We start from the raw sequence: 23,860 nt of genomic DNA, 5'->3' as shown, positions 1-23,860 counted from the left end.
ATACTTCCTTTCTATATCAATTCAGACCTAAGCATGATCCATACTAAGCATAGCCATCCAACTATAAACATGGCTTAAATGAATTTAAAAGAATCCTTAAAAAAATATGTCCAAATTGTGAACGAGTAGTTCTCAGCCCACACTCTATTCAGGTCTACCACGTACTTTAGATAGACGAACTAAATGGATACGGACAAATACGATAACCTACCACCGCCCATTTCTTCTTCGTTCTATCTACCTGGCGTATAAGAAACTGCAGGAGGGATCTGCCTTGAAAGTCCTCTTTACTTTCTTTATTCCAAGCGGAGGTGTGGAAACACTTAACCGTTTGCGATGCTCTGTGCTGAATCAGCACGGCATTGAAGCCCATACACTGTACCTTAAGCCAGGGACAGGTATGCAGAATAATACCGGTACCGTATTCATTACCAATCTTGATGAAGAGATCAAATCTCTATTAAACCAGCAGCAGTATGATGCGATCATCGTCACATCCGACATCAACATGGTGGAACGGCTCCGGCTTGTACTGGATTACAGGGGGCGTATTATCTATGAAGCGCAGGGTCTCGGTACGAGAGAAGCTGCGATTGAGACGATATGTACAGCTATGCCTTATCTTCAAGCACATGCCAACGCTGTACTCATCCCCCCTACAGCCCATCTTCAGCAGTTATTTGCGGAGATTTGTCCATTTATGCATCGTTTTATCATTCCAAACATGCTGGATACAACCACATTCACACCGATGAATACCGATATACCACCCTATCCAGCGATTATGTGGATTGGAAGACTTGAGCACAATAAGAACTGGCGGGAGTTCCTTCATATCAGCCACCGTATCATTCAACACAAGCCAAATGCCAAGATATGGGTATTCCATGATCCCACACTCGCAGTGCCGACCGACGAGCAGCAATTTTACGATACACTAAAGGCACTAGATCTGGAGGATAAGATCGGCATCTTCAGCAACATTCCGAATAGTATGATGCCGCAATATTATTCTATGGCCTCAAGATCGGGTGGTATTATGCTGTCTACTTCCATTATGGAAGGATTCGGTTATGCCGTTGCAGAAGCCATCAGCTGCGGTGTACCTGTACTTAGCTCCGATTCTGATGGCGTGAGGGCTTTCATCACCCACAATCAGACGGGTAAATTCTATTCACTCGGCAATATCGAGCAAGCTGCTGCCGAGGCGATCGAGCTTATGGATAACCAGGCTCTTCGAGAACATATTCAGCGTGCAGGCAGGGAGCATCTTGTTAACCATTTTTCCGGCAGCGCATATGCGGTCTCCTTTAGACAAATGATGAATGCACTCTCTATTTTTTAATCACTGAGGAACAGTGACGCCCTGTTCGTCATGACGACAGGGCCTTGGTTCGTTCTAAAGACAGGATTCGCTTTCTGATCAAGCTATGGTTAAAATAGGACAATGAATAAAGATAGCTGATATGAAGTAAAGGTGGTTCCCATGAGCACAAAGATTCTAGTTGTAGACGATGAAAAGGAAATTGCTGATTTGGTAGAGCTATACCTAAAAGCAGAGAACTACGAGGTTTATAAATTTTACAGCGGTAAGGAAGCTCTGAACTGTATCCAGCAGAACAAGCTGAATCTAGCCATCCTTGATGTTATGATTCCGGATATAAGCGGTTTTGATATTTGCCAGCAGATTCGAGAGAAGCACCACTTCCCGATCATTATGCTTACAGCGAAGGAAGAAGAAATCGATAAAATTACTGGACTGACACTAGGTGCTGATGATTATGTAACCAAGCCGTTTCGACCGCTGGAGCTCGTTGCCCGTGTCAAAGCTCAGCTCCGGCGGTTTACGAAGTACAATTTGGAGAATCCACATATGGATGAAGATAAAATCATTGCCTTCTCCGGTCTGGTTCTCAATAAGAATACCCACGAATGCTATTTGAACGAGAAGCTGATCTCCCTCACGCCGACGGAGTTCTCCATCCTCTGGATGTTATGCTCTAACCGAGGTCAGGTGCTGAGCTCTGAACAAATCTTCCAGGAAGTATGGGGAGAGAAATATTATACAAACAACAATACCGTAATGGTTCATATCAGGCATCTTCGTGAGAAAATGAATGATCATATGGACAAGCCCAAATATATAAAAACAGTCTGGGGAGTAGGTTATAAGATTGAAGGATGATTTTCGTAAGCTCAAAAACAAAATAATCACTCAAATTCTTCTTACCGCAGTTCTAACGGCTATTATCGGATTTGCAGCCAAAAACATTCTGATTGACGGTGTGCTTGAGGCTCCTTTTGCCGATGCGTTCATCCGATTTGCAGAGGTTGTTCTAAGTATTGAGTACAAAACGGCAGTCCAGCTGTACTACCTTATATTTCAGCAGAATAAGGATCTGATACTCGGGATCTTCTTTATACTGCTGCTGTTCTTGATCTTCTATTGGACACTGAGCAGAGCAACCCATTATTTTAACGAAATCAACCGGAGTATGGATAAGCTGGTCGAGGAATCGGATGAGCCTATCACCCTATCTCCCGAGCTTGAAGTGGTCGAGCGTAAGATGAATCTGGTGAAGGACACGCTCAAAAAAAGAATGAAGGATGCCCAGGAGGCGGAGCAGCGAAAAAATGACCTGGTTGTCTATCTCGCCCATGATATCAAAACACCGCTTACGTCCATTATCGGATATCTTAGTCTGCTGGATGAAGCTCAGGATATGCCGATGGAGCAGAAGGCCAAGTATGTGAACATAACTCTTGAGAAGGCATACCGTCTGGAACAGCTCATCAATGAATTCTTTGATATTACCCGCTTTAATCTGCAGAAGATTATACTTGAGCAGATGGATATCAGTCTCTCTATGATGCTAATGCAAATTGCCGATGAGTTCCATCCGATGCTGGCAGAGCATGAGCTTACCGTATCCGTACAGGTAGATGAGCAGCTGACACTGCATGGTGACCCAGACAAGCTTGCGCGAGTGTTCAACAACATCATGAAGAATGCCATACATTACAGCTATTCAGGTACGAATGTCGCTGTAACCGCCGTGAAGCAGCAAGGTGCGGTGGTCATCACCTTCGCCAATGTGGGTGAGACGATTCCTCCCCATAAGCTGAACACGATATTTGAGAAGTTCTACAGGCTGGATACCGCCAGATCCTCTGCTACCGGCGGAGCCGGACTTGGACTTGCCATCGCCAAGGAGATTGTGAATGCGCATGGCGGAACCATCACTGCGAGCAGTGAGAACTCACATACGAAGTTTATTGTAACGCTTCCGGGACGATCTTAAGAAACTCTTAAGAACTTGACCAGAAAAAATTAAAAAAACAACTCCCTCTTACATGATTGAATGTAAGTAGTGCTCCCGAGTCCACACTTGCGCGGCTCGCAACACCCTAGAAGCACTGCTATGTAAAGGAGTTGTTTTTTAGCATGTCGAACACGAAGAAAAAGAAAAAACGAAGCTCGATCAAAGGGATGATCCTGCTTATCATCACCATCCTGCTTCTTGCGGATTGGCAAGGTGTGCTTCAACAGATGGATCGCGCCGCAAATCGCTGGTTCCAGAATACTAGAAATACTTCGGATGCGATCGTGCCTTATGAGCTGTACAGCTCGAACGCCAAGCTGGTACGTCTTGCTGACAACGAAGCTTTGCTGAGTGTTAATTCCGAAGAGAAAATATACCCCGCTTCCCTCACAAAGATTATGACAGCCATCCTGGCTATAGAAAGCTTGTCCAATCTAGAAGAGACCGTTCAGCTACGTGCTGAAATATTTCCTCCCCTGGTGTCTGAAGGTGCGGCGATGGCCGGATTTCTGCCGCATGAAGACGTAAAGGCCATTGATCTGCTCTATGGTATCTTGCTTCCATCGGGAGCGGAGGCTTCTGTAGCTCTTGCACAGTTTGTCTCCTCCTCGGAGGAAACTTCTGGAGCTCTCGAACAGTTTGTTTCCTCCTCGGAGGAACAATTCGTGGCCCAAATGAACAAAAAAGCAGCCGAGCTCGGAATGCGAAACACGCATTTTACTAATCCGACAGGGCTGCATGATGAGGAACACTATTCTACCATTGATGACCTGACCATTTTATTGAAATATGCTCTTCACAATAAACAATTCAAGGAAATATTTACGACGACCCGATACAGCACGAGTGCCAGCTCCCTGCATCCTGATGGCATAACGATATACAGCACCCTTGCAGATCAGTCAGACCAAATGAAGCTCGCAAACGGAGAAATTAAGGGTGGTAAAACGGGTTATACAGAGCGGGCAGGCTTATGTCTGGCGACTTATGCTGTCATCAGCGGCGAGGAATATATTCTAATTACAGCAGGAGCGGACGGCAATGCCCATTCCGAGCCCCATCATCTGCAGGATGCCATTCAGATCTATAATCTAATCTAGACTGGATTTCTGTTATTGAATATAAAATGGTCATTTCAGCAGCGAACGGCTGACAATATCGTTCACAACACGTTCAAACTCGCTGTAGCTCCGTTCCCATGTGAACGCATAAGAATCCTGTTCGCCTCGCACCGCCAGTCTGTGGCGAAGTGCCGGGTCCTCAATAAGCCGAATGATATCCTGTGCAAGCCGGTTCTCGTAACGATAGGACATTAGACAATTTCGTTCATGAACCGCATATTCAGTATTTCCGCCTGAATACGAAGTGACAAGTGCTGCACCGCACCGCATAGCTTCGAGACCAGGCAAGGATCCGCTGTCATACGAGCCAGAGCTTACGTAGATGTCCGTCTGGTTGTAATGGAATCGAAGCTCTTCGTCATTCACCGGGGTGTATAGCCGATATTTACCAGATGCCTGCAGCTGCTGTATGTCCTTTGAATCTGCGTACTCACCTGGTGGTGTAATAAGGTTAATGACCACTTCCGGATAAAGGGCCTTTACAATATCCAGCTGGCTGAGCAGATATTTCTGCTCCCGATGCCAGGAGAAGTCACCTTCTTCCTTCCGATAGATGGAAGTGATATTAAGCGGCATATTCAGATGCTCGCGGATGTTCATGTTGTGAAAGAAACTGTTCACGCCTACAGGAATGATACGACCCTTGATCCCATGATTTAAGTAGATCACATCCTGCTGCCATCGGGACAAGACAAGCAGATTTGGTGTCAGACTGTAAGAAGGAAAAGAATACTGATTATCTTGGAGAAAAGTCGGTTCGTAGCATAGTGACAAACGGATATGCAGTCCTTTTCCCTCTTCACTCGCTTGCTGAGCAGGATAGGCCGTTGTATAGAAATTGGACAGAATGACATCGCCGGCTGGAATATGATGTGCCAGCAGCGAATCATCTCCTGTTTGAATCAGATTGGCCTTCAACTCGTATTCAACAACACCGTACCTTGGCATTACCACAATGACTTCATGCCCGATGGTTACCAGCCGATTGGCCAACTCCGTGAGCATACGCTGAGCTCCGCCTCGGCATAGTGTATATACAGGAAAAATAAAACGCACACCTTCACCTCCCTATAGATCATATTAAGGACAGTAACGACGTCCTGTGCAGAGCTTGGATCATTTGCTTCTCTATTTCTATAGCCTCATGGTGTTTGAAGGTTCCCATATCGTCGTGTACGCGGTAGTGGACTAGAGACTTGTTAACGATGTCGAGGTCATAATGGGGAAGGATTCTAAGCCACATTTCATAGTCATTGGCGTATCGGAACACAGGACTGAACAGACCGACCTTCTCAAACACTTTCATATCCAGCATAACGGTGCATCCATTGATTGGGCAGCCAATCAATAGCGTCTTCACCATTTCTGCTCGCGTGCCAAGCTCTGGATATACTTCACCAATCTCTTCACTGAGATGGTTAATATAGCTATAAGCAGAGTGGCTGAAGGACAGTTTACGCTTCAGCATGAAATCGAGCTGCAGTTCGACCTTCTGAGGCACAAATACATCATCACTGCTCAGCCAGGCAAAATAATCTCCTGTCGCATGCACGATCCCCGTGTTGAGAGCCGTTGCTGTACCTCCATTGATCTTGGGTATATATCGGATCTGGTCCATATAGGGAATAACAAGCTCCTTATGCTCCGTCGACCCATCATCCACTACAATGACCTCTACATTAGGATAGGTCTGATTCAAGGCACTCTCAATCGCTTCATGTACATATCTGCAGTTATACACCGGAATAACAATAGATACTTTAGGAAGCTTCTCCCTCATAACGAATCACCTCGCTTTTTGTATCAATATAAACGAATTACAAGGAAGGGCCCAATTCTATCCGAATCACTAGGTATCTAGTGTTTTCCAGGCAAGAATCGCATCCATTGCTTTATGCTCCGTATGGAAAGAAGTCTCGAAGGAAGGATTGCCCAGATCATGAAATCCCTTAAGGACAATCACATGATATCCCAGCGCAAGCAGCTCTTGCTCATCCCAGCCGCTGTAATGCTTCTGATACATTTCACCATTCAATTTATAATGATCCACACCTGACTGTGGAAAGTATCCTCTTGGTGTAAAGATGATAACGCGGTGCTTTGCAATCTGTTCCGCTTGCTGCAGCAATTTGATTCCGTCTTTCTTCGTAAAGTGTTCAAGAGAATCAATCATCGTAATTGTGGAGAACGATTTATTGACAAACAATTGGCCTATTTTTCTTGCATCCCAGTTAATCGGGATAATATGTGGGGACAGATTAGCTCGATGCTCCAGATAAGGACGGTGAATTTCTAGTGCCACAATAATTCTGGATTCATAATATTCAAGTAAATAGCCCGGACCACTTCCAATATCCAGCACACTATCTGAGAACCTCAGCAGTTCACATAATAGGGGGAGAAAATCAGCTTGCTCAAGCTCCTGATACATAATGTAGAAGATCACTCCTTTCTGGCAGGACCGTAAGAAAGCACTTATCATGGATTAGCTCTGTGCTCTTATACGATCCTGGTACTTGGCTTTAATCATGCTAATCTCTTGTGATATCGCATCGCCGTGACGCAGGGTGCCCATCCCCTGGTGTCTGCGATATGCAGTAAGCGGCTCTGTAATATAAGGCATGGAGTATCCTGCAAGCAATACACGGTTCCACAAGTCATAATCGTGGGTATACCGTAACGACTCATCGAACAAGCCGACAGATTGAAAAATAGATTTGTGAAACATCACTGTACAACCATTCACTGGATTGCCCATGAGAAACATACGAAGCATTTCCTGTCTCGTCATGGGTGAAGTACCGGCCCGATATTGGATTACGTTTCCGTGCTCGTCGATAAAATTAAAATTGGTATGGGATATAGAAGCGCCCGTCTCCTGCATCATACGAACTTGCGCAGCAACCTTCTCTGGGTAAATGATGTCATCAGAGCTCAGCCATACGACATATTCGCCTGATGCATACCGAATCCCATGATTCAGCGCTGTCGCTGTTCCACCGTTTTGTTTACCAAGATAATAAATATAGGGCATATAAGGATGAATTAAATCGGTATGCACCGTTGAGCCGTCATCAACGACAATGACTTCCGTAGAAGAGTAGGTCTGTTCCAGCGCGCTCTGAATAGCATGGGGAATGTAAGGGCAGTTAAAAAAGGGGATCACGATGGTAACCAAAGGCTGATCCTTCATGCAGCTCCTCCTCTCTCCTTATGGCGGGCATCATTAAGGATATCCTGTATAGACTTCGCAAAAGGAATTTGAGGCGCCCATCCCAGATCGGATAGTGAAGAGTGATAGGGATGAGACTCGCTTGACGCTCCTCCAGGCCCGGAGGTTGGTGAGCCCCATATGACAGGCACCTCTCCGGCAGCTTGGGACAGCATGAGCTCAGCCACTTCACCAAGTGTTCGCTCTTTGCCGGAGACAACGGGATAAATGACGCCCGGCACTCCTTTTTGCAGCAATAAGACATACGCTGAAACCGCATCTCTTACATCGAGAAAATCGCGTCGATCTTCCGGCGAAGATAACCGGAATGGATCAGGATTGTTCCCCCCTTCCGCAGAGGCAACATGCCTGGCGAGTAATGCACAGATGCCTGTAGAAGGACCCGGACCTATTAAATTTCCAGGCTCCGCATATATAATGTGCTGCTGATACAAATGTGTCCATGCCAATGTAACGATCTCTTCGACATATTTGCTGAGGCTGTAAGGATGCGGAGGTGCAGGTGGACTGCCGGCCTCCGGAGTATATTTCAGACGGGAACCGATAACAACGATCCGGCAGTGAGGTATTTCCCGCAGCGCATCAAGCAAATACAGTGGAGACATCACATTCGTCTGAATCGTTGTCAGCGGATCTGACCATGAGGATGGAACGGAATTCTGTCCTGCCAAGTGAAGCACATAGTCTGGTTTCGTGCTCTGTATCAGCTGATGAACGGAATGCCGATCTTCAAGATCACATCTGTAGATATCTGCCTGGTCAGGAAGGACGATGCCGGAAGCTGTACGAAGCACTGCCGTTACTTTGGCACCCAGACGTGTTAACAGGTCTACCGCATGTCTGCCCGAAAATCCTGATGCACCAGTGACCAGCACAGCTTTATCCTTTAGTGTATTTTCGTCCATTCCGCCAGCTCCTTCAGCATGTCGGAATACGATGGCATAGACCACTTCGCATCTTGCCGTGTCACCGCCAAAGTCCGATCCTGAATCATTTTGCCGCTCGGTACAATGACTGTGTCTGTTGCCTGCCATATTTCTTTGAACAGCAGAAGCAGCTCATACTTTGAGACCGGCTCTTCGTGCGCTAGATGGATCAGACCGGAAGTGTGAGATTGCATATAATGATCCACTGCCTTGGCCAGCTCAAGTGTAGTCACTCCGTTCCATCTCACGTTCGTATAGCCTTGCACGACTCCCTTCTGATTCAAGAACCAATGCATAAGCCCGATACCGTGTTTTCGTATTTCAGGACCTATAATAGAGGTGCGGATGGTAAGATGACTCGGAGAACGAACTTCTCCGAGTGCTTTGGTAATCGCATAGACTGTATCGCCGTCAGTAACCGCATCCTCTGTATATTGGCCTGTTCCATCTCCCTTGAATACACAATCCGTGCTGATATGGATCATCCGTGCATGGACCTGATCCGCAAGTGCGGCAAGCCGGTGCGGTAGAAATCCATTCACATGGTAAGCCTGAATAATGTCTCTATCCGCATGATGATTCAGAATGCCTACCGCATTAATGATAATATCCGGGCGCACTGCCTTAACCAGTAAATCCACGCTGTGGATATCATTCACATCAAGAATCAGACTATGAGGATCCTTCTTATCACGTGACGTATAGAAGACAGCATGCCGGCCTTGCTTCTTGAAATACTGAACCAGCATATGGCCTGCCATTCCATGTCCGCCTACGATGAGTAATTTCATGCAAGAACCCCCCCGCGCTGCAGGATTTCACGGATTTCCTCTTTCGTCATCAGATTAAACTCGGAGCTGAAGCTGGAGAAGGTTACAGGCTCGGAGTCCTTGTATCTCTCTTTGAGTACCGGCAGATTTAGTGTCGGTAGAATAACGAGATATTGATCATCATAGACAACCGTTGTTCTGCTCTCGAACTCACTCATCAGTATTTCATGAATCTTCTCACCCGGACGAGTCCCGCGCTCGACGATCTGGACATCAGGAACTCCCGCATCTTCAATGAGCACCTCGGCCAGATCTACAATTTTGCAGGTCGGCATGGTCATGACAAAGATTTCACCGCCAACACTTTCTATAGAAGCCTTGAACAGGAGCGAAATGGCATCCCGCAGCGTAAGGAAGAAGCGCGTCATACGCATGTCAGTGATGGACACCATCCCTTTATTGCGTATTTGATCCTTGAACAGATGCACCACACTTCCGTTCGTACCAAGCACATTGCCGCCCCGCACGGTAACAAAGGCTGTGCTGCTATGAAGCAAGTTGGCGTAAACGATTAACTTCTCGCCGATTGCCTTCGTCATGCCGTAGAAATTGGATGGATTTGCCGCTTTATCTGTGGAGATGTAAATCACCTTTTTAACTTGATTCTCAACCGCTGCTTCAATGACATTTTGCGTACCAATGACATTTGTTTTTAATGCTTCATAAGGTTGATCCTCACACACAGGCACATGCTTCAACGCAGCCAAATGGTATACATAGTCGATTCCGCGGCAAGCAGCAATCAGCGCATCCTTATCCCGAATATCGCCGATACAAAATTTGAGGCGCTCATCTTCAAATTCACGGCTCATTGCCACCTGGCTTGATTCTCCCCGTGAATACACAATAACCTCTCTCGGATTCATGGTTAAGAGCTGGCGTATCAGTTCGTGTCCCCATGATCCTGTCCCGCCTGTCACAAGGATTCGTTGATTTTCAAACATGCAGTTTCCCTCCAAGTAGAAATTTGACGACTTTATCCGATACATCCTGAACCAGGTATCCCTTCGGGCATTCCCAATTGGATTTCAGCTCCACCATCAGCGTCACAGATTCTGCGATCCGATTCGCATCGATACCAGATACAATATTGCTCCCGCAGTCAATGGTTTCCGGCCTCTCCGTTGTCTTACGCATCGTCACGGTCGGAACCCCCATAATGCAGCATTCCTCCTGCACTGTACCGCTGTCCGTCATTGCACATCTAGCGTTCATTTCAAGCATCAAAAAATCAAAGAAGCCGAAGGGCTCATAAAATTCTACTAATGGATGCATTTCCAGCTTAAGATGCTCTTTAATTCTGGCTCTCGTTCGGGGATGAATACTGCATATAATACGCTGGCCGTGCACTGCCGCTACCTTATTTAATCCTTCCATAATTTGTTCAAGATTATGGGGTACATCTACGTTTTCCGCCCGATGAGCGGTGACAAGAAAGTATTGTCCTGACTTGAGTCCCAGCTTCGTCATAATATCGCTGGCCATCGTTTGTTCTTCATAATGCTTCATCACTTCGTAAATGGGATTGCCTGTCAATACGATTCGCTGACTCGGAACACCTTCACGTATAAGATGATTCTTGCTCTGCTCGGTATACGGCATATTAATGGTTGATATGGCATCAATAACCCGCCGATTCTTCTCTTCAGGCACATCCAGATCGAAGCAGCGATTCCCTGCTTCCATATGCACCACTGGGATTCCCATTCGCTCAGCAAGAATGGCCGATAATGCACTGTTTGTATCACCCAGAAGCAGAATTTTGTCCGGCTTCTCTTTGACGAGGATCGACTCCAGCTGCTCGAACATTGCTGAGAGCTGACGTCCTAGAGAGGCTGCCTTATCCTGCAATACATAATCAGGAGTTCGTAAGCCCAGTTCTTTGAAGAATTGACCGCTTAGACTTTCCGTGAAATTCTGTCCGGTGTGCACAAGTATATGTCGACTGGCATACTCATCCAGCTTGGGAATGATTAGACTTAGGCGAATAATCTCCGGTCTTGTTCCGAGCACTGTCAGTATCTTCATGTTGCTTCCCTCCTTATCGAGCCTTGCGAGCTCGCTTTCTCTGCTTTTGCACCCTGATCTTGGTTCGCGAGCGTTTTTTTCTAGTGATAGCTGTTATGCGTTTTTTGCCCTTCGCACGCTGTTTTGATTTCAAGAGGAGAGATGACGACCGCTTTGTTTTTTTTCTTCGTTTTCTTTTGGTTGGAGAAGGCTGATTTGCGGCTTGGTAAGCCTGCAGAGAGATGATGTTCCTTTCTGAATGCAGGTCAGAAAACCAATCGGGGAACAAAGTAACCCACTGCTGCACCATGCTCGCAGTTCGCTTCTCATACGCTGCAGGTCCATACATCTGCACAGCCTTGGCATGATTATGCTGACCTGTCCGCGCAGACTCCTTCCGATTAGTGATGAATGGAATCATCTTGGCGGCAAGCTCTTCCGTATCGCCAGGGGCGACAAGTAAGTGTCCGTTGCCTACAGATTCCATCAATTCTGCAAGCCCACCCTGCTGAAACGCAACGACAGGCTTCGCGAAGTACATGCTCTCAAGGGCTGTCATGCCAAAACCCTCTTTTACCAGGCTCGGAATCACCGCTAGATCCATGGCGCTGTATGCGCAGCTCACATCTTCAATGAAATCTGTGAACAGAAATTGATGAGCAAATCCTGACTGCTGAATTAGAGATATGCACTCCTCATAATAGGTCGTATCCACTGCTGTACCGATGATCCAGAACCGGGTGTGAGGGAATCGTTCGCATAACAAGAGCGCGGATTGAATAAAAGGCTTAAGACCTTTCGCTTCATATATAAACGAGGAAATGTATCCGACACAATAATGTCCGGGGGTTAGACCTAATGTCTTCCGCTGAGTCTCACGCCGACCTTCCCATTCATCTGGTGCGGCAAGAGCTTCATTCCAGGTAGGGGGTAATACGGTTAGTTTCGAAGGGATCGAGCTGTGCAGGAGAGGTTCAGTTACGGCATGAGAGATGGCAATCACCCAATCACTATGCTCATCAATGAACTGTATAGCCTCAGCCGTGTAAGGATTGGTTTGAATAATTTCAGTGAGCTTCCAGATGGCGGGAATGCCAAGTATGCGGGCAGCCATTACCGGAATGACATTTACACAGGTATTGGAGACGATGATGTGTGGGTTTTCTTCACGAAGCAATTGCACAACTTCATGGGAAGAAGGATGCTGCATTAATCCGGCAGCGTCCTCTCTCAGCTGCTCATACGGAATGTACATATAGTGGAGGAGCTCATAGGGCTGAATGATGACCCGGATCTCAGCCTCTCTTGCCATTCGTGCGATAATTCCTTCACAAGGCACAACCAGCACACAATCAAAGTAGGACTCCATTTGTCTGCAGAAGCTGAGGAGCAGCTTCTCAGCCCCCGTGATACTTTGTGTACTGCTGATATGACTGAACAACATCAATTTAGGTTTAAGTGTCATAGAGTATACAACCCTTTAGTTTCCACTGGATTACGGATATCAAAGGGTGCCTTCACCTCCTTTTTCCAGGTACACTATAACCACAATATATTCTGTCTTTAAATACGACCGGCACGACAGATGAACCATACCATTCGTACAATTTCCGGATCTCAGTGTATGCTCACCCGAATATAATCTGCAGCAGGCTGTTTAAGCGATGATTGTAGGTGTGTTCATTCCAGGTACGTTCAAATCCCCGAAGCGCTATTTCTCTTCTCTTGTCTTCATTTGCTAAATAAAATTCAATCTTCTCTATCATCTCGGTCGGAGATTCGTACGTTTCGATCTCGACACCGGGCGTGTAGAAGCGAATCAGGTCGGAGCGGGCATCTGTAAGCTGCAAGGTGGCACACGCGGATATTTCAAACGTGCGGGGATTGGGGGATAGAGGAGGAATCTTAATACTGTTGATGTTCATCGAATCATCCTCGTGTGAACGGTGCAGGTTCAGGACGATTTTCGTTCCGTTGTACACGTCCCTTGTCTCCTCAGGACTCATCCAGCGATTGAGTTCAATTTGGCTGCGATACATTTCGTAATCAGGAAGTCGGTCCCACCATATTCCATTAAACACCGTATTGTGAGACATGATCTGTGGAAGTACGGGATTAAAATACTGCACCCGGTTCCAGTAGCCAGAGCCGATGAAGCTGACATCTCTGCGAACTGCAGTCGGAGTCATGTTAGGATAGTAGTGATGAATAAAGGCCCCAAACGGCAGATAATGCACTTCAGCACACCCATGACTGCGATACAATTCAACACAATTCAGCTCGAGTGTAAAGATATAATCATAGTGTGGAGCAATATGAAGGGTCATATCGGTATAATAAGGGTCATCTGTCAACCATACCGCGGTTCGAACCCCTAAGCCTCGAATCTGATCTACCACTTCCACAGGAAGGAACATTCCATCCAGCGCTAGCACAAGATCCGGCATAGACATACGTACCGTTTCAAGCACAGATTCAGTAGGATTCACAACGTGTACAGCGGAGCAGTGCATTTGCAAGGTTTCAATAATCGCTTGATCAATTGGTGAGTAGGGAAAGCCCTTCCCTGAGGTTATATATACTACTTGGATTGGGCGAACCGGCAGAGGTTCCTGAGCCCGGCTCATCAAAAAATTGGCACGCCCTCTCAAATAGCCGTCATCGAACCCTCTTTGAAATTGCTGTCTGTGCACAAGAGATCCCGAATTGTAACCAAATCTTCTTGTTGAAGAAACTTTTTTCTTTGGTTTCTGTCTCACAGCCACGCCTATCGTCCTCCTTTGGTTTTCTAAACAAGATTCAGCAGCATCTCAATCCGGTGCTTCATGGTATGGCGCAGATTCGTCGTCATAAGACCTCGCCAGGCAACGGACAGACGCTCTTGTTCGTGTGTAAGATAATATTCCATTTTCTCTTGGAGGTCTTCTGCCGTATGAAAGGTCTCGATGTCATATCCCGGTCGATAATACATCGTCAGATCATCTCGTACATCTGTCAATTGGAGCGTGCCGCAGGCACTGATCTCATAGGTGCGGGGATTGATAGAGCCGCCCTGAATTTGATGTGTATTCCGATTATCTAATCCCGTCTCGCAAGGTCTATGCATATTAATAACGATCTTAGCTCCATTATAGTAATTTACAGATTCAACAGGCGGAATCCAGCCTGAGCGAATAAATGGACGTAGCAGTTCTAAATTGCTGAGCCTATTCCATTCCCCTCCTGCAATCATTACACGTTTGTTCTTCAAATAAGGAGCAAGCGCATCGAACAAAGCGATTCGGTTCCAGAATCCACTTCCGATAAATACGATGTCGTATCGATATTCCGGTGCAATTTGCCGCGGCCTGTACAGTGAGGTATTCACTCCGAGGGGAACATAATGCACGTGCTCAGCACCCAGATTTCTGTAGAACGGTACTGTATTCAGCTCATGTGTAAACACCAGATCATAATGCTGGGAGATTGATGCTGTTTCCTCTGTAAAATAAGGATCATCGACAAACCATATGGCCGTTCGGATGCCGTGCGATCGAATCTCTTGTATTTGTGCAAGATGATCTTCGGGGAAGATATGAAGTCCATTCAATACGAGTACCAGATCAGGGGTGTGCTCCATAGCACTCTGGGCCATTGCAGATCGATCTGCCACCACACATTCACGAACAGATGAGTTCAGTGCATCGATGATCCCTTCATCAATGGCATCAAAGCCCTGAGGAACATACATGACCTTCAGATCCCGGATCTCGGGAGTAAATGGCTGCGTTCTGCCAAGCACCGCTTCACATCCGCCATATCGTACCCCCTGCTCATATCCATCCTGATAACCCTGCTGCCTCCGCTTAGTCCTGTTCACCTCTCGTTCTCACCCTCGCCCAAGTGGTATAGTGTAATCACTTCTAACTATATGCCAGGGTGTCAAATGCATCATGGACCGTTGTCCTCACCCGTATAAATTTGGCCTTTGTCCCCAGTACATCTATCATGATTTCTTACCTTAAGCCCAATTTTGCAATCATAAAAGGGCTTGTACCCTGCGTAATAAAAGAAAAACTGTCTTACAAGTGACCGAATTAATGTCTGCTTGAAAACAGTTTATGCCATTCAAAAAATAAAGAAATTATTGGGCCTCATAAGCAAGCTTATGCCCATCTTCGAATCCTTGAGCGAACCCTGCGTTGAACCCTTCGCTGTAAGCGTCTTTGTACCCCGGTGCGGCGATGGTTTCTCGCGGAGACGGGACACGTTTTTTGCGGAGTTGACGCTTCTTGCCCGCTGGAAGTAACCGTTTCTTTGCTCTCTTCTTGCTTGAGGTCATCTTGGTTGACTTCTTCTTGGTCACCCCGGCGACCTTTTTCTTCTTTCTGACGGATGTAGCGCGGGCACCAGCCTTTGTACCGGAACCCGTTACCCTCTTTTTTTTTCTCTTCATATTTAATCCTCCTGTGGACTTAATCATGGATGAAATAGCTCAAGGTATTATGAATAAGGCCGGACTACTTACGTATTTCGGAGCAACATGAACACGGTTTCCTCATCAGCATACCAAGGGGGAGCAGGACTCCCTTTCTTTATCGGCTCAAGTGAGATCCCATGGATGCTCTCTGCCATCTCCTGCTGACATTTGGCGATGAGGTCAATATGCTTCGTTAGCTGTGATGCAGGAATGGCTGCCAGCTCATAGCCGTCTGCAATCGTCTCCAGCATACGAGAAAGTGCAGTCTGGCTTCTCGCAATCGACTCCAGCAGAGCAAGCTTCGCCTCCCTCTCTCTCGTTAACAGGCTCATCACTTACCCACATCAAGATCCATCATAGAATCAAACGAACCGCCATCCTGCTCTCCTTGACTTAATAAGGCCTTTAGATTACTGTTTAGACCGGCTTCCATCCGATTAACTCCCTCAAGAAGCTCAATTAGATACTCCTGCAGCTTAAGCGACATATTCAACTGCTCCTCATGGCTCTCGAACACAGCTCCGCTTAAATGATTTACAGACCAATTTCTTAGTTTTTCCGCTTCCAGCGCCTTAGCCTCCAGAATCAGAGATATATTTTGCTGCAGCTTAACGGCTGCATCCATAATTTGAAGCATGGATTCCTCTCTGCTCATCCACTCTCACCCGCCCTGTTGCTTCTATTCTTCATCCGATGCAGCCATTTCCCTAACGATATGCGTAATGGAATCGGCAATCATCTCTTCGAGATCAGCCAAATTGCCCAAATAGGTTACGATTCCTGAATTTAATTGTCCGGCTCCATCGATTAGTCCCTGCATATCGGTGAAATGCGGCAACATGTCCGGCATTACACTGATCATCTCTGCCATACGCACATTCACATGCCGTTCTGCTTCAAGAACTCTTGCGACTTGTTGATGAGCATGCGCTAGATGAGCGAGCACTTCATCGAGTTTTTGCTGCACTGGATCCAACCTCCCTCTTAAAATACAACTCAAGATCAAATTCCGGCCTCATCAGCATTTGCCTTCCATAGCATATGCATGGCCCCGGAACTCAGTGCTTGTTAGACATGCTTATCGCCGTGGATATTTTAATGAACCGTGACTGGTCTGTAACAGGGGGGATCAGGAATGCGTTTAACTAAAAAAAGCACTGGATGCTCTCATCCAATGCTTGGTTCACGGTAATATTTTTATTATGGCAGATTCACCATCTTACTCTCGATTCTGCTGAGATCTTCGGATTCTTCGAAGGATCCATCTTACCAGCTGGTACAAGACAAAGACAATTCCAATCAGAATAAGAGTGCGTGTCAGCGACTTCTCCACCATGTTGAACACCTGCTTCCACTGCTCACCGAAGAGATAGCCGATGAGGAAGAACACCGTCACCCACAGTGCCGTTCCACCATATGCATAGGTAGCTACGGTTCGATACGGAAGTCGAATAATACCTATAAAATATCCGATGAATTGTCTGACCCCCGGAACAAAAAAAACAAAGAGCAAAAGCTTCTCCCCATATTTGTCGTACCGTTTTCTTGTTTTCTCAAGAAAATCCGGATGAATGGACAGAAACTTTCCAAACCGATGCACCAAGGGAGATCCAAATCTGTATCCGATCGCGTAGGTAATCGTCACTCCGAGACAGGCTCCTGTCAGTGCCAGCAGATAGGCCGGAAGCCACTCCAGCAGTCCCAGATAAACAAGATATCCCGTATATGTAAGCGTGCTGTTCCCAGGAGGAATCGGCAAAGCGATAAAGTCCAAAGGCAGGCCAATTAACAATACATAATAGCCATATTGATCAAATAATCGTTCAACGACGTCAATTAAATTCATGTAATCTCCTATTTTTCAGGCCCTAATGATATTTTGGGATAGGCAGACAAGGGCAGCTGCACTTTCTCTACTGAAAATATTATTAAAATTGGAAACTATAATCAAGTTTTAACCTTTCAAGCACAACATCCGAACCCTTTGAGATCAACTCAAGGGGTCCGGTTTAATTATGAATTAACGAATATCACCCTGACACTGATCTCCTGCACCCGCGTTTCATCTTATAATAGGGGACTGAGCAGAATAGGCGGAGCAATAATGGGAAGACCTAGTGGAATGGATTGCAATTGTTCGGTCGTAAGCTCATAGATGTCTTTTCGGTCAATGCCCCAGCACTCAGCTGCATGCGGCGTAACGAATTGCCTTCGCTTTCCATCCTTCAATTGAAATAGATGCTGTGCTGCCTCAGGACTGCTGACAGTCACGATGCTCCCATCAGGAATTCCAATCGTCATCTTCTCTGCTTGCTGCCGCTGTAATTCTTCGGTTAAACGGAGCTGAATGATATCCCCGGTTGGGATGGACTGAAGCTCATAACGAGACAGCCGAACCGCTTGATCAAAGACCATTGTTAGATGCGAATCCTGCAGTTCTAGAAGATGCTTATGGCCCTGGTTTAACCAGTACAGCTTGCTGCCGCTTGTTTTGATCAGTCTGCCATCAGGATAAAATTGATAGCTCGGAATACCTCGCACTCCAAACTGATCATATGCTGTACCAATCGTATGCAGCGTTTCCTGAATCAGCTGATGCGGATTCCCCCATTTTGCCTCATAAAACTTCGCATTCCGATGATTGGTTTCTTCAAACTGTGAATTCCCTATACTCTTCATGCTTACACTGCCGAAATGGTGAATAAAGCTGTCTCCCGCGATGCATAGTTTTCTTCCTGACAGCCTGATTCGAATCATCCAGTCATCATCCTCGTAATTGCCAATGCGATACCCTTCATCCAGATATCCAATGTCATACAGCAGCTCTCTTCGGAACAATAAACAGAAGCCAACAAGACGATCGGTATATTTCCATTTCCCGGGATCAGGCTTATTAAACCTCTCTGCAAAAGGAAGCATATCCCTCACTTCGGTATAGGGAACCTCTATTTGCTGTTCTCCTCCAATATAATTAGTGACAGGTCCTACAGCAGCAATTCCAGCATCACTGTCCAAACAGCTCATCATATTTGTGAGCCATCCCGGTGTCACCACAACGTCGTTGTTTAACACGACAATATACTGCCCTCTGGCCATCATCAGACCATGATTAACACCGCCTGCAAATCCCAGATTGCTATCCAGCACCGTGTATCTGACATTCAAGTCTAAAGACCTGAGGTATTCTGCCGTACCATCCGTCGATGCGTTATCCACAACTACAATTTCATAAGGCTGAGAGGTGTACGCCTGAATGCTGGCAATGCATCCCTTTAACATGTCCATCTGATTATAGGTTGGAATGACGATGCTTGGTCCTTCCATCCACTTACCGTATGAATTAAGGCCATGAGCCACACCTTGATCGTACCCTTGTTGAAAGCCTTCCTGAAACGGAGTCACCCGCGGCGTCTTCCGCATCTGCTTCTTGGTCTTTCGAGCCATCTTTGTTTTACCTCCTTCAAGAACAGCTGCATCACTGCTGGCTCTCCTGTATCATTTGATCCGCTAGATGACCGATATCAATGGCGACTTTTTTATCTCCACTCGCTATGCGCTGACAAAGAACGACAGCAGGAACTCCCGCAGCGATTAAACAAATATCAAATTCATACATACGGCACTGCTCTAATACCCGCTCGATATCTTCAAATCCACGCACCGGGCTAATACTGCCTACAACGTTTACACCCTGCTTCCTCATCCTATCCGCTGTTTCTGCGGCTTTGTTTCCGATAAGAAGGACACGCTGCTCAGCGAGAATAGACAGGAGCAGGCCATGATGATGGAGCTGATAATTAATTAGTGAGTTTGTCAGCCGGTTCTGCGTTAAGTTCCAGCCATAATGTTTGCTAATGGCAAACAGCAGCATCTGGAATTCGGGCCGCCTGGACATTGGAACACCTACATAATCCGCCTTCTGGATGGAGTCCATCAGGAGACTCTGAACAGAAGCATCAGGTAAAGGCACCCCTGCATAAGGTAGAAATGCCCCTAACTCATGGGCTTCTGAGCTAGCGATGATCGTCCCATAAGCAAGGGTCAGCAGCTCGCCGTCTCCCAGCCGAACAAGCGAAAAAGACCGGCGTTCATCAAGCGCCGACCGAATCTCATCCGCTACCTGCACACTGTCTGTAATCTCAAGCATCTCGGCTTGATGCTGCATGAGACCTGACTGAATGAGAGCTTCGGCTGTAACCCCTGGCAGTATTTTTCCGCTTGGAACGAGCCGCTCTACTATTGCCTCCCCGCCCTGGTACACCCCCTCTTTATACCCTGCGGCATAAGCCTTCTGAAGCGGACCCTCATGATAGAGCGGGAGCAGAGCCTGCGGCTTACGATGACGCGGATGCTTGTGCTTCTTGGTACTTGCTTTATTCCTCCTGGTCGGCTTTAACTTAGATCCCTTTTTTCTGAGAGAAGCCTTCTTCTTGGCGGTAGACCTCTGCCGTCTCTTCTTCGCGGCGTGAATGACTGCCAGCCCGTCATGATCCAGCTTCCTGCTTCGCTCCATCTTCATTGCTCCCTTAGGGTAAGATCTTCTTCATCTGAATGGCTGCATCCTGGAGAGATTCGAATGTCCCTGCATCGCTCCAATAACCGGAGAGAATATCGTACTCCAAGCTCTTCGCTCTGGCATAAGCATTGTTCACATCCGTAATTTCAAGCTCTCCGCGGGCAGAGGGAGATATGCCTGAAATAATGTTGAATACATCCGCATCAAACAGATAAAACCCGGTAACGCTGTAATTTGTCTCTGGATGCTCAGGCTTTTCTTCAATATATGAAATGAGCTCGCTATGCTCGGCATCAAATGCAGGAACCCCATATCTTCTTGGATCATCGACTTCCTTCAGCAGCACTCTGGCTGTTCCCGGCTTCTGACGCTTAAATGCGGTGACAAAAGGAGCAAGATCATCTGCAAACAGATTATCTCCAAGCAGGACACCAAACTTCTCCTGTGGCAAAATAAAACCCTTGGCTAAATCCAGTGCCTCTGCAATACCACCCGATTCTTCCTGAATCCGATAGGTCAGGTTTACCCCATACCCGGCTCCACTCCCGAGAAAATCGATATAGAGTCCAGCAGACTGTTTGCTAATAATCAGCATAATGTCTGTAATCCCTGCTTTGCGCAGTGTTTCGATTCCATATACAATCATCGGGTATTTGCCCACAGGGAGCAGATGCTTGTTAAGCAGCTGGGTCAAAGGCCGAAGACGCGTTCCTGTGCCTCCTGCAAGAATTATCCCTTTCAATTTCATTCCCCCTTCTATATAAATTGAAGTGGATCCACTTGCCATTTATCTATAAACAGCTGATGATTCCGCTTCACTAGCTGACTCAGGCTGTCCTCACCTGATTTTCGAAAACTGACACTGCCCTCATGATGTACAAGTGTATCTCCACAGACGAGCAGCCTGTATCCGGCAAGCCTTGCCCTATAGCAGTAATCATCGTCCTCGTAATGACCTGGGCTGAACCGTTCATCCAAATAACCGATCTTCTCCAGCAATTCCCGCTTGAACAAGAAGCACAGTCCGACAATTCGAGGAACCTCTACCCAGCGTGAAGGATCATGCTCATTATGTGCTGCTGCAATATCTAAGAACTGAGCTTTGGAGTCAAACGCGATCTCCACCTGCTGTATGCCGCTGGCATAGTTTGTGACAGGACCTGCAATACCGACCGCGGGGTCGCTGAACAGCCCCTGCTTCAACTGAGCTAGCCAGTTTCGTGTCACGGTCACATCATTGTTGAGCAGCAGCAGGCTGCCTCCCCTGGCGATACGCAAGCCGCTGTTGCATGCCTTTGGAAATCCCCGATTCTCAGGCAGAGAGATCACTTTGATACGCTCAGATACGCAGTACTCGTAGGTTCCATCCGTAGAACGATTATCTACGACGATGATCTCGTAAGGGTCTTCTGTCCACTTCCGTATTGAATCAATGCAGCTTCGCAGCAATTCAAGACCATTGTATGAAGGTATAATAATGCTGGTCATCTCCTGAACATTCATGGCGCATTTCTCCAACTGGCGACGGCAACTCTATATTGAGAAGAAGGCTCTCCCCGCCCTGTGCGGGCTTCAAGATATTTCGATAAAGCCTCAATATGGTCACCAATAATCATGCGTTCCACATCGTTGCCCTTGCCTGTATTGTCTTTTCTAAGGCGATTGCCCGTTATCACGTTCACTTTGCTGACTGCCTCAACCTTCATCCCCTTTGTACAAGCCAGCATCTGTGCCACAGGGGGAACCATCAGGCTCTGATACCCAACCTCTCTGATGCAGCGGCTGGATAAAGCATGAGGTATTGCGACAAGCGAATTAGCCGCAAGATCACTCCGATCGAGCACCGAATTTAGATAAGTCTTCATTCGTGTGACATCATCCTGATCTGGAAATGCGGGAATATAGGAGGTTAAATTATTTAACGCCATATCCACGCCTCGATCGACGGCCGACAGAAATGGGACCAATCGCTCAGCCTTAATCACAATGTCCCCATCCGTGAACAGGACAATATCAGAAGTCGTAAGCTCTGCTCCGATTGCGCGGCCGACATCGTGTCCTACCCGGTCTGGTTCATGCACGATTGTGACAGCCGGAAACTTTCGTGCTATCTCATAACTGTTATCTCTGCATCCATTCAGCACAACCACGATTTCCTGCAGAGGCAGACGACTCAGCTCCTTTAGTACTCCTCCGAGAGTTCCGGCCTCATCCGATGCAGAAACGACGGCAGAAGCTGAATTCTGTAATGTTAAGCGTACTGGTGCTGAAGCAGACAGCTTACCCTTTGTGCCCGGTAATTTCGTCCTCCTGCTGCCTGGCTTCTTCCTCCCACGCGCACTCTTCATTCGTACAGCCTGGTTCTTCAAATGATCTATTCACCTCGCTCTTACCAAGTGCCTTGCCCTATGGAGATCCGTAAATCCGCCGCGGCTCCCTTGATGCAGCGTTAACCAGCGCACAGCTTCTTCATGATCGCTCAGAACAACGCCGGTCAATAGGTCTTGGTTTCGCCGATCCTTTCTCCTTAGCGGATTTAATCTCCCAACGGGCACGCGATGTACCGCTTTGACAAGGAGCCCCTGCTTGATTGCCATGGCTTGAGCTAAAGGAGGTATCTGTAATCCCCCTTCTCGGAGCATTTCAAATGCAGCTCTGCTGATCGCATGCGGCACTGCCGTCATGGAGGCTCCCTTCAAATCTGATCGACCGAGCATCGTATTCAGTGCGTGCTTTGCTTCCACGACCGGATGAACCGGCACTTTACGAACGGGGCCATTATAATCGTTTAATGCAATATCAATACCGGACAATACTGCACTAACAAATGGCTTCAAGTCCTGAGCAGGGATCAGCATATCTCCATCAATGAAGAGCAGCACCTGTCCTCTAGCCGCTTCAGCACCGATTTGCCTTCCGACATCATGACCGAGAGCTTCTGAGTAAGTAATAATACGAGCTCCTGCTGCTATGGCTCTCGCCTCTGTCTGATCCGTGGAACCATTGACAACAACGATCACTTCCGTGGATGGATGGATCCTCTCCGCTTCCCGAATGATGCGGGCAATCAAGGCTTCTTCATTCATTGCAGGAATAATGACAGAGACCAACGGGTCATGGGTGACAGATTCCTGCACCTCGGGTTTCAGGTGATTGCGCATGAATTGCTCAGGGATCAACGGGGCTGATTTAACCGGATTTCGAGATGTTGTTCGGCGATTTTTAATCATTCGTCTGGTTGATCGACGCTTCTTCAACGGTTTTATTTTTCCGGCTTGCTGTATATGACCTCCCTTGTCAAGCACCCGTTTCTGGCTACCGGACCGGCTGGGAGCTGTTCTGCTTCGCTTCATTTTTTGATTGTTGTCTCCCACCGTATGTCCTCCTTCTACCTTCTTTTCAGGCATTGCTTCTATCAAGGAGTATTCACGTATAGCATATGCATT

Annotated in this window: 26 protein-coding genes; 4 read left to right on the top strand and 22 right to left on the bottom strand. The window is 47.0% G+C overall.

Annotated elements, in window-relative coordinates:
• Positions 1-274: 274 nt before the first annotated feature.
• The 4 genes from ACFSVM_RS21145 to ACFSVM_RS21130 all read left to right on the top strand — a co-directional run bounded on the left by ACFSVM_RS21145 (position 275) and on the right by ACFSVM_RS21130 (position 4,423).
• A complete protein-coding gene (locus ACFSVM_RS21145; protein ID WP_379264406.1) occupies positions 275-1,345 on the top strand; it encodes a glycosyltransferase family 4 protein in 1,071 nt (356 codons plus the stop codon).
• 141 nt (positions 1,346-1,486) lie between these two features.
• Complete coding sequence (gene vanR / locus ACFSVM_RS21140; protein WP_379264404.1) at positions 1,487-2,185, top strand: VanR-ABDEGLN family response regulator transcription factor; 699 nt, start codon at positions 1,487-1,489, stop codon at positions 2,183-2,185.
• A complete protein-coding gene (gene vanS / locus ACFSVM_RS21135; protein WP_379264402.1) occupies positions 2,175-3,302 on the top strand; it encodes a vancomycin resistance histidine kinase VanS in 1,128 nt (375 codons plus the stop codon). Before vanR ends, vanS begins: the two co-directional genes overlap by 11 nt.
• A gap of 143 nt (positions 3,303-3,445) precedes the next feature.
• Entirely contained in the window at positions 3,446-4,423 is a 978-nt protein-coding gene (locus ACFSVM_RS21130) for a D-alanyl-D-alanine carboxypeptidase family protein (RefSeq protein WP_379264400.1), read from the top strand.
• Between the two features lie 30 nt (positions 4,424-4,453).
• Here the strand turns inward: ACFSVM_RS21130 and ACFSVM_RS21125 are convergent, their stop codons facing one another.
• From ACFSVM_RS21125 to ACFSVM_RS21020, 22 genes are all read right to left on the bottom strand, one after another.
• Positions 4,454-5,500: a glycosyltransferase family 4 protein gene (locus ACFSVM_RS21125; RefSeq protein ID WP_379264398.1), complete on the bottom strand. Its 1,047-nt coding sequence runs from the start codon at positions 5,498-5,500 to the stop codon at positions 4,454-4,456.
• Between the two features lie 19 nt (positions 5,501-5,519).
• Positions 5,520-6,224 carry a glycosyltransferase gene (locus ACFSVM_RS21120; RefSeq protein WP_379264396.1) on the bottom strand — a complete coding sequence of 235 codons (705 nt, stop codon included), beginning with the start codon at positions 6,222-6,224 and terminating at the stop codon, positions 5,520-5,522.
• Between the two features lie 69 nt (positions 6,225-6,293).
• The gene (locus ACFSVM_RS21115; protein WP_379264394.1) at positions 6,294-6,875 is read right to left on the bottom strand and encodes a class I SAM-dependent methyltransferase; all 582 of its coding nucleotides are present in this window, start codon (positions 6,873-6,875) and stop codon (positions 6,294-6,296) included.
• A 54-nt stretch (positions 6,876-6,929) separates the two neighbouring features.
• Positions 6,930-7,637 (bottom strand): glycosyltransferase, encoded by a 708-nt coding sequence (locus ACFSVM_RS21110; protein ID WP_379264392.1) that lies wholly within the window; start codon positions 7,635-7,637, stop codon positions 6,930-6,932.
• The gene (locus tag ACFSVM_RS21105; RefSeq protein ID WP_379264390.1) at positions 7,634-8,581 is read right to left on the bottom strand and encodes an NAD-dependent epimerase/dehydratase family protein; all 948 of its coding nucleotides are present in this window, start codon (positions 8,579-8,581) and stop codon (positions 7,634-7,636) included. The genes ACFSVM_RS21110 and ACFSVM_RS21105 overlap by 4 nt, the downstream gene beginning before the upstream one ends.
• Positions 8,563-9,393, bottom strand: a complete 831-nt coding sequence (locus tag ACFSVM_RS21100; RefSeq protein WP_379264388.1) for an SDR family oxidoreductase — start codon at positions 9,391-9,393, stop codon at positions 8,563-8,565. Before ACFSVM_RS21100 ends, ACFSVM_RS21105 begins: the two co-directional genes overlap by 19 nt.
• Entirely contained in the window at positions 9,390-10,376 is a 987-nt protein-coding gene (locus ACFSVM_RS21095) for a polysaccharide biosynthesis protein (protein WP_379264386.1), read from the bottom strand. The genes ACFSVM_RS21100 and ACFSVM_RS21095 overlap by 4 nt, the downstream gene beginning before the upstream one ends.
• Entirely contained in the window at positions 10,369-11,460 is a 1,092-nt protein-coding gene (wecB, locus tag ACFSVM_RS21090; RefSeq protein ID WP_379264384.1) for a non-hydrolyzing UDP-N-acetylglucosamine 2-epimerase, read from the bottom strand. The genes ACFSVM_RS21095 and wecB overlap by 8 nt, the downstream gene beginning before the upstream one ends.
• Positions 11,461-11,473: 13 nt before the next feature.
• Positions 11,474-12,904 carry a glycosyltransferase family 4 protein gene (locus ACFSVM_RS21085; protein ID WP_379264382.1) on the bottom strand — a complete coding sequence of 477 codons (1,431 nt, stop codon included), beginning with the start codon at positions 12,902-12,904 and terminating at the stop codon, positions 11,474-11,476.
• Positions 12,905-13,067: 163 nt separating this feature from the next.
• The gene (locus ACFSVM_RS21080) at positions 13,068-14,204 is read right to left on the bottom strand and encodes a CgeB family protein (protein ID WP_379264380.1); all 1,137 of its coding nucleotides are present in this window, start codon (positions 14,202-14,204) and stop codon (positions 13,068-13,070) included.
• 23 nt (positions 14,205-14,227) lie between these two features.
• Positions 14,228-15,298 carry a CgeB family protein gene (locus ACFSVM_RS21075; protein ID WP_379264378.1) on the bottom strand — a complete coding sequence of 357 codons (1,071 nt, stop codon included), beginning with the start codon at positions 15,296-15,298 and terminating at the stop codon, positions 14,228-14,230.
• A 264-nt stretch (positions 15,299-15,562) separates the two neighbouring features.
• Positions 15,563-15,874, bottom strand: coding sequence for a hypothetical protein (locus tag ACFSVM_RS21070; RefSeq protein ID WP_379264376.1), 312 nt, complete (start codon positions 15,872-15,874; stop codon positions 15,563-15,565).
• Positions 15,875-15,942: 68 nt separating this feature from the next.
• Positions 15,943-16,230 (bottom strand): hypothetical protein, encoded by a 288-nt coding sequence (locus ACFSVM_RS21065; RefSeq protein WP_379264374.1) that lies wholly within the window; start codon positions 16,228-16,230, stop codon positions 15,943-15,945.
• Positions 16,230-16,553, bottom strand: a complete 324-nt coding sequence (locus ACFSVM_RS21060; RefSeq protein ID WP_379264372.1) for a restriction endonuclease subunit S — start codon at positions 16,551-16,553, stop codon at positions 16,230-16,232. Before ACFSVM_RS21060 ends, ACFSVM_RS21065 begins: the two co-directional genes overlap by 1 nt.
• A gap of 24 nt (positions 16,554-16,577) precedes the next feature.
• Positions 16,578-16,865: a nucleoside-diphosphate sugar epimerase gene (locus ACFSVM_RS21055; protein WP_379264370.1), complete on the bottom strand. Its 288-nt coding sequence runs from the start codon at positions 16,863-16,865 to the stop codon at positions 16,578-16,580.
• 252 nt (positions 16,866-17,117) lie between these two features.
• Complete coding sequence (locus ACFSVM_RS21050) at positions 17,118-17,744, bottom strand: DedA family protein (protein WP_379264368.1); 627 nt, start codon at positions 17,742-17,744, stop codon at positions 17,118-17,120.
• A gap of 221 nt (positions 17,745-17,965) precedes the next feature.
• Positions 17,966-19,342, bottom strand: a complete 1,377-nt coding sequence (locus ACFSVM_RS21045) for a glycosyltransferase family 2 protein (protein WP_379264366.1) — start codon at positions 19,340-19,342, stop codon at positions 17,966-17,968.
• Positions 19,343-19,373: 31 nt separating this feature from the next.
• Positions 19,374-20,411 carry a GT-D fold domain-containing protein gene (locus ACFSVM_RS21040; RefSeq protein WP_379264364.1) on the bottom strand — a complete coding sequence of 346 codons (1,038 nt, stop codon included), beginning with the start codon at positions 20,409-20,411 and terminating at the stop codon, positions 19,374-19,376.
• A 13-nt stretch (positions 20,412-20,424) separates the two neighbouring features.
• Positions 20,425-21,156, bottom strand: a complete 732-nt coding sequence (locus ACFSVM_RS21035) for a sugar phosphate nucleotidyltransferase (RefSeq protein WP_379264362.1) — start codon at positions 21,154-21,156, stop codon at positions 20,425-20,427.
• Between the two features lie 14 nt (positions 21,157-21,170).
• Positions 21,171-21,917 (bottom strand): glycosyltransferase family 2 protein, encoded by a 747-nt coding sequence (locus tag ACFSVM_RS21030; protein ID WP_379264360.1) that lies wholly within the window; start codon positions 21,915-21,917, stop codon positions 21,171-21,173.
• On the bottom strand, positions 21,914-22,783 hold the full coding sequence (locus ACFSVM_RS21025; RefSeq protein WP_379264358.1) for a glycosyltransferase family 2 protein: 870 nt from the start codon (positions 22,781-22,783) through the stop codon (positions 21,914-21,916). The genes ACFSVM_RS21030 and ACFSVM_RS21025 overlap by 4 nt, the downstream gene beginning before the upstream one ends.
• Before the next feature lie 9 nt (positions 22,784-22,792).
• Positions 22,793-23,788, bottom strand: a complete 996-nt coding sequence (locus tag ACFSVM_RS21020) for a glycosyltransferase family 2 protein (protein WP_379264356.1) — start codon at positions 23,786-23,788, stop codon at positions 22,793-22,795.
• Positions 23,789-23,860 lie beyond the last annotated feature (72 nt).

This window comes from Paenibacillus shunpengii, from assembly GCF_042684905.1.
Lineage (GTDB): Bacteria > Bacillota > Bacilli > Paenibacillales > Paenibacillaceae > Paenibacillus > Paenibacillus shunpengii.
This window is presented reverse-complemented; position numbering and strand designations above follow the sequence as displayed.

Bases quoted from the DNA above. Each gene is read 5' to 3' on its own strand.
- ACFSVM_RS21070 (WP_379264376.1), bottom strand. From the start codon at position 15,874: ATGAAGAGAAAAAAAAAGAGGGTAACGGGTTCCGGTACAAAGGCTGGT.
- ACFSVM_RS21045 (WP_379264366.1), bottom strand. From the start codon at position 19,342: ATGGCTCGAAAGACCAAGAAGCAGATGCGGAAGACGCCGCGGGTGACT.
- ACFSVM_RS21030 (WP_379264360.1), bottom strand. From the start codon at position 21,917: ATGAATGTTCAGGAGATGACCAGCATTATTATACCTTCATACAATGGT.
- wecB (WP_379264384.1), bottom strand. From the start codon at position 11,460: ATGAAGATACTGACAGTGCTCGGAACAAGACCGGAGATTATTCGCCTA.
- ACFSVM_RS21105 (WP_379264390.1), bottom strand. From the start codon at position 8,581: ATGGACGAAAATACACTAAAGGATAAAGCTGTGCTGGTCACTGGTGCA.
- ACFSVM_RS21065 (WP_379264374.1), bottom strand. From the start codon at position 16,230: ATGAGCCTGTTAACGAGAGAGAGGGAGGCGAAGCTTGCTCTGCTGGAG.
- ACFSVM_RS21040 (WP_379264364.1), bottom strand. From the start codon at position 20,411: ATGGAGCGAAGCAGGAAGCTGGATCATGACGGGCTGGCAGTCATTCAC.
- ACFSVM_RS21110 (WP_379264392.1), bottom strand. From the start codon at position 7,637: ATGAAGGATCAGCCTTTGGTTACCATCGTGATCCCCTTTTTTAACTGC.
- ACFSVM_RS21115 (WP_379264394.1), bottom strand. From the start codon at position 6,875: ATGTATCAGGAGCTTGAGCAAGCTGATTTTCTCCCCCTATTATGTGAA.
- ACFSVM_RS21120 (WP_379264396.1), bottom strand. From the start codon at position 6,224: ATGAGGGAGAAGCTTCCTAAAGTATCTATTGTTATTCCGGTGTATAAC.
- ACFSVM_RS21085 (WP_379264382.1), bottom strand. From the start codon at position 12,904: ATGACACTTAAACCTAAATTGATGTTGTTCAGTCATATCAGCAGTACA.
- ACFSVM_RS21130 (WP_379264400.1), top strand. From the start codon at position 3,446: ATGTCGAACACGAAGAAAAAGAAAAAACGAAGCTCGATCAAAGGGATG.
- vanR (WP_379264404.1), top strand. From the start codon at position 1,487: ATGAGCACAAAGATTCTAGTTGTAGACGATGAAAAGGAAATTGCTGAT.
- ACFSVM_RS21050 (WP_379264368.1), bottom strand. From the start codon at position 17,744: ATGAATTTAATTGACGTCGTTGAACGATTATTTGATCAATATGGCTAT.
- ACFSVM_RS21060 (WP_379264372.1), bottom strand. From the start codon at position 16,553: ATGAGCAGAGAGGAATCCATGCTTCAAATTATGGATGCAGCCGTTAAG.
- ACFSVM_RS21095 (WP_379264386.1), bottom strand. From the start codon at position 10,376: ATGTTTGAAAATCAACGAATCCTTGTGACAGGCGGGACAGGATCATGG.
- ACFSVM_RS21100 (WP_379264388.1), bottom strand. From the start codon at position 9,393: ATGAAATTACTCATCGTAGGCGGACATGGAATGGCAGGCCATATGCTG.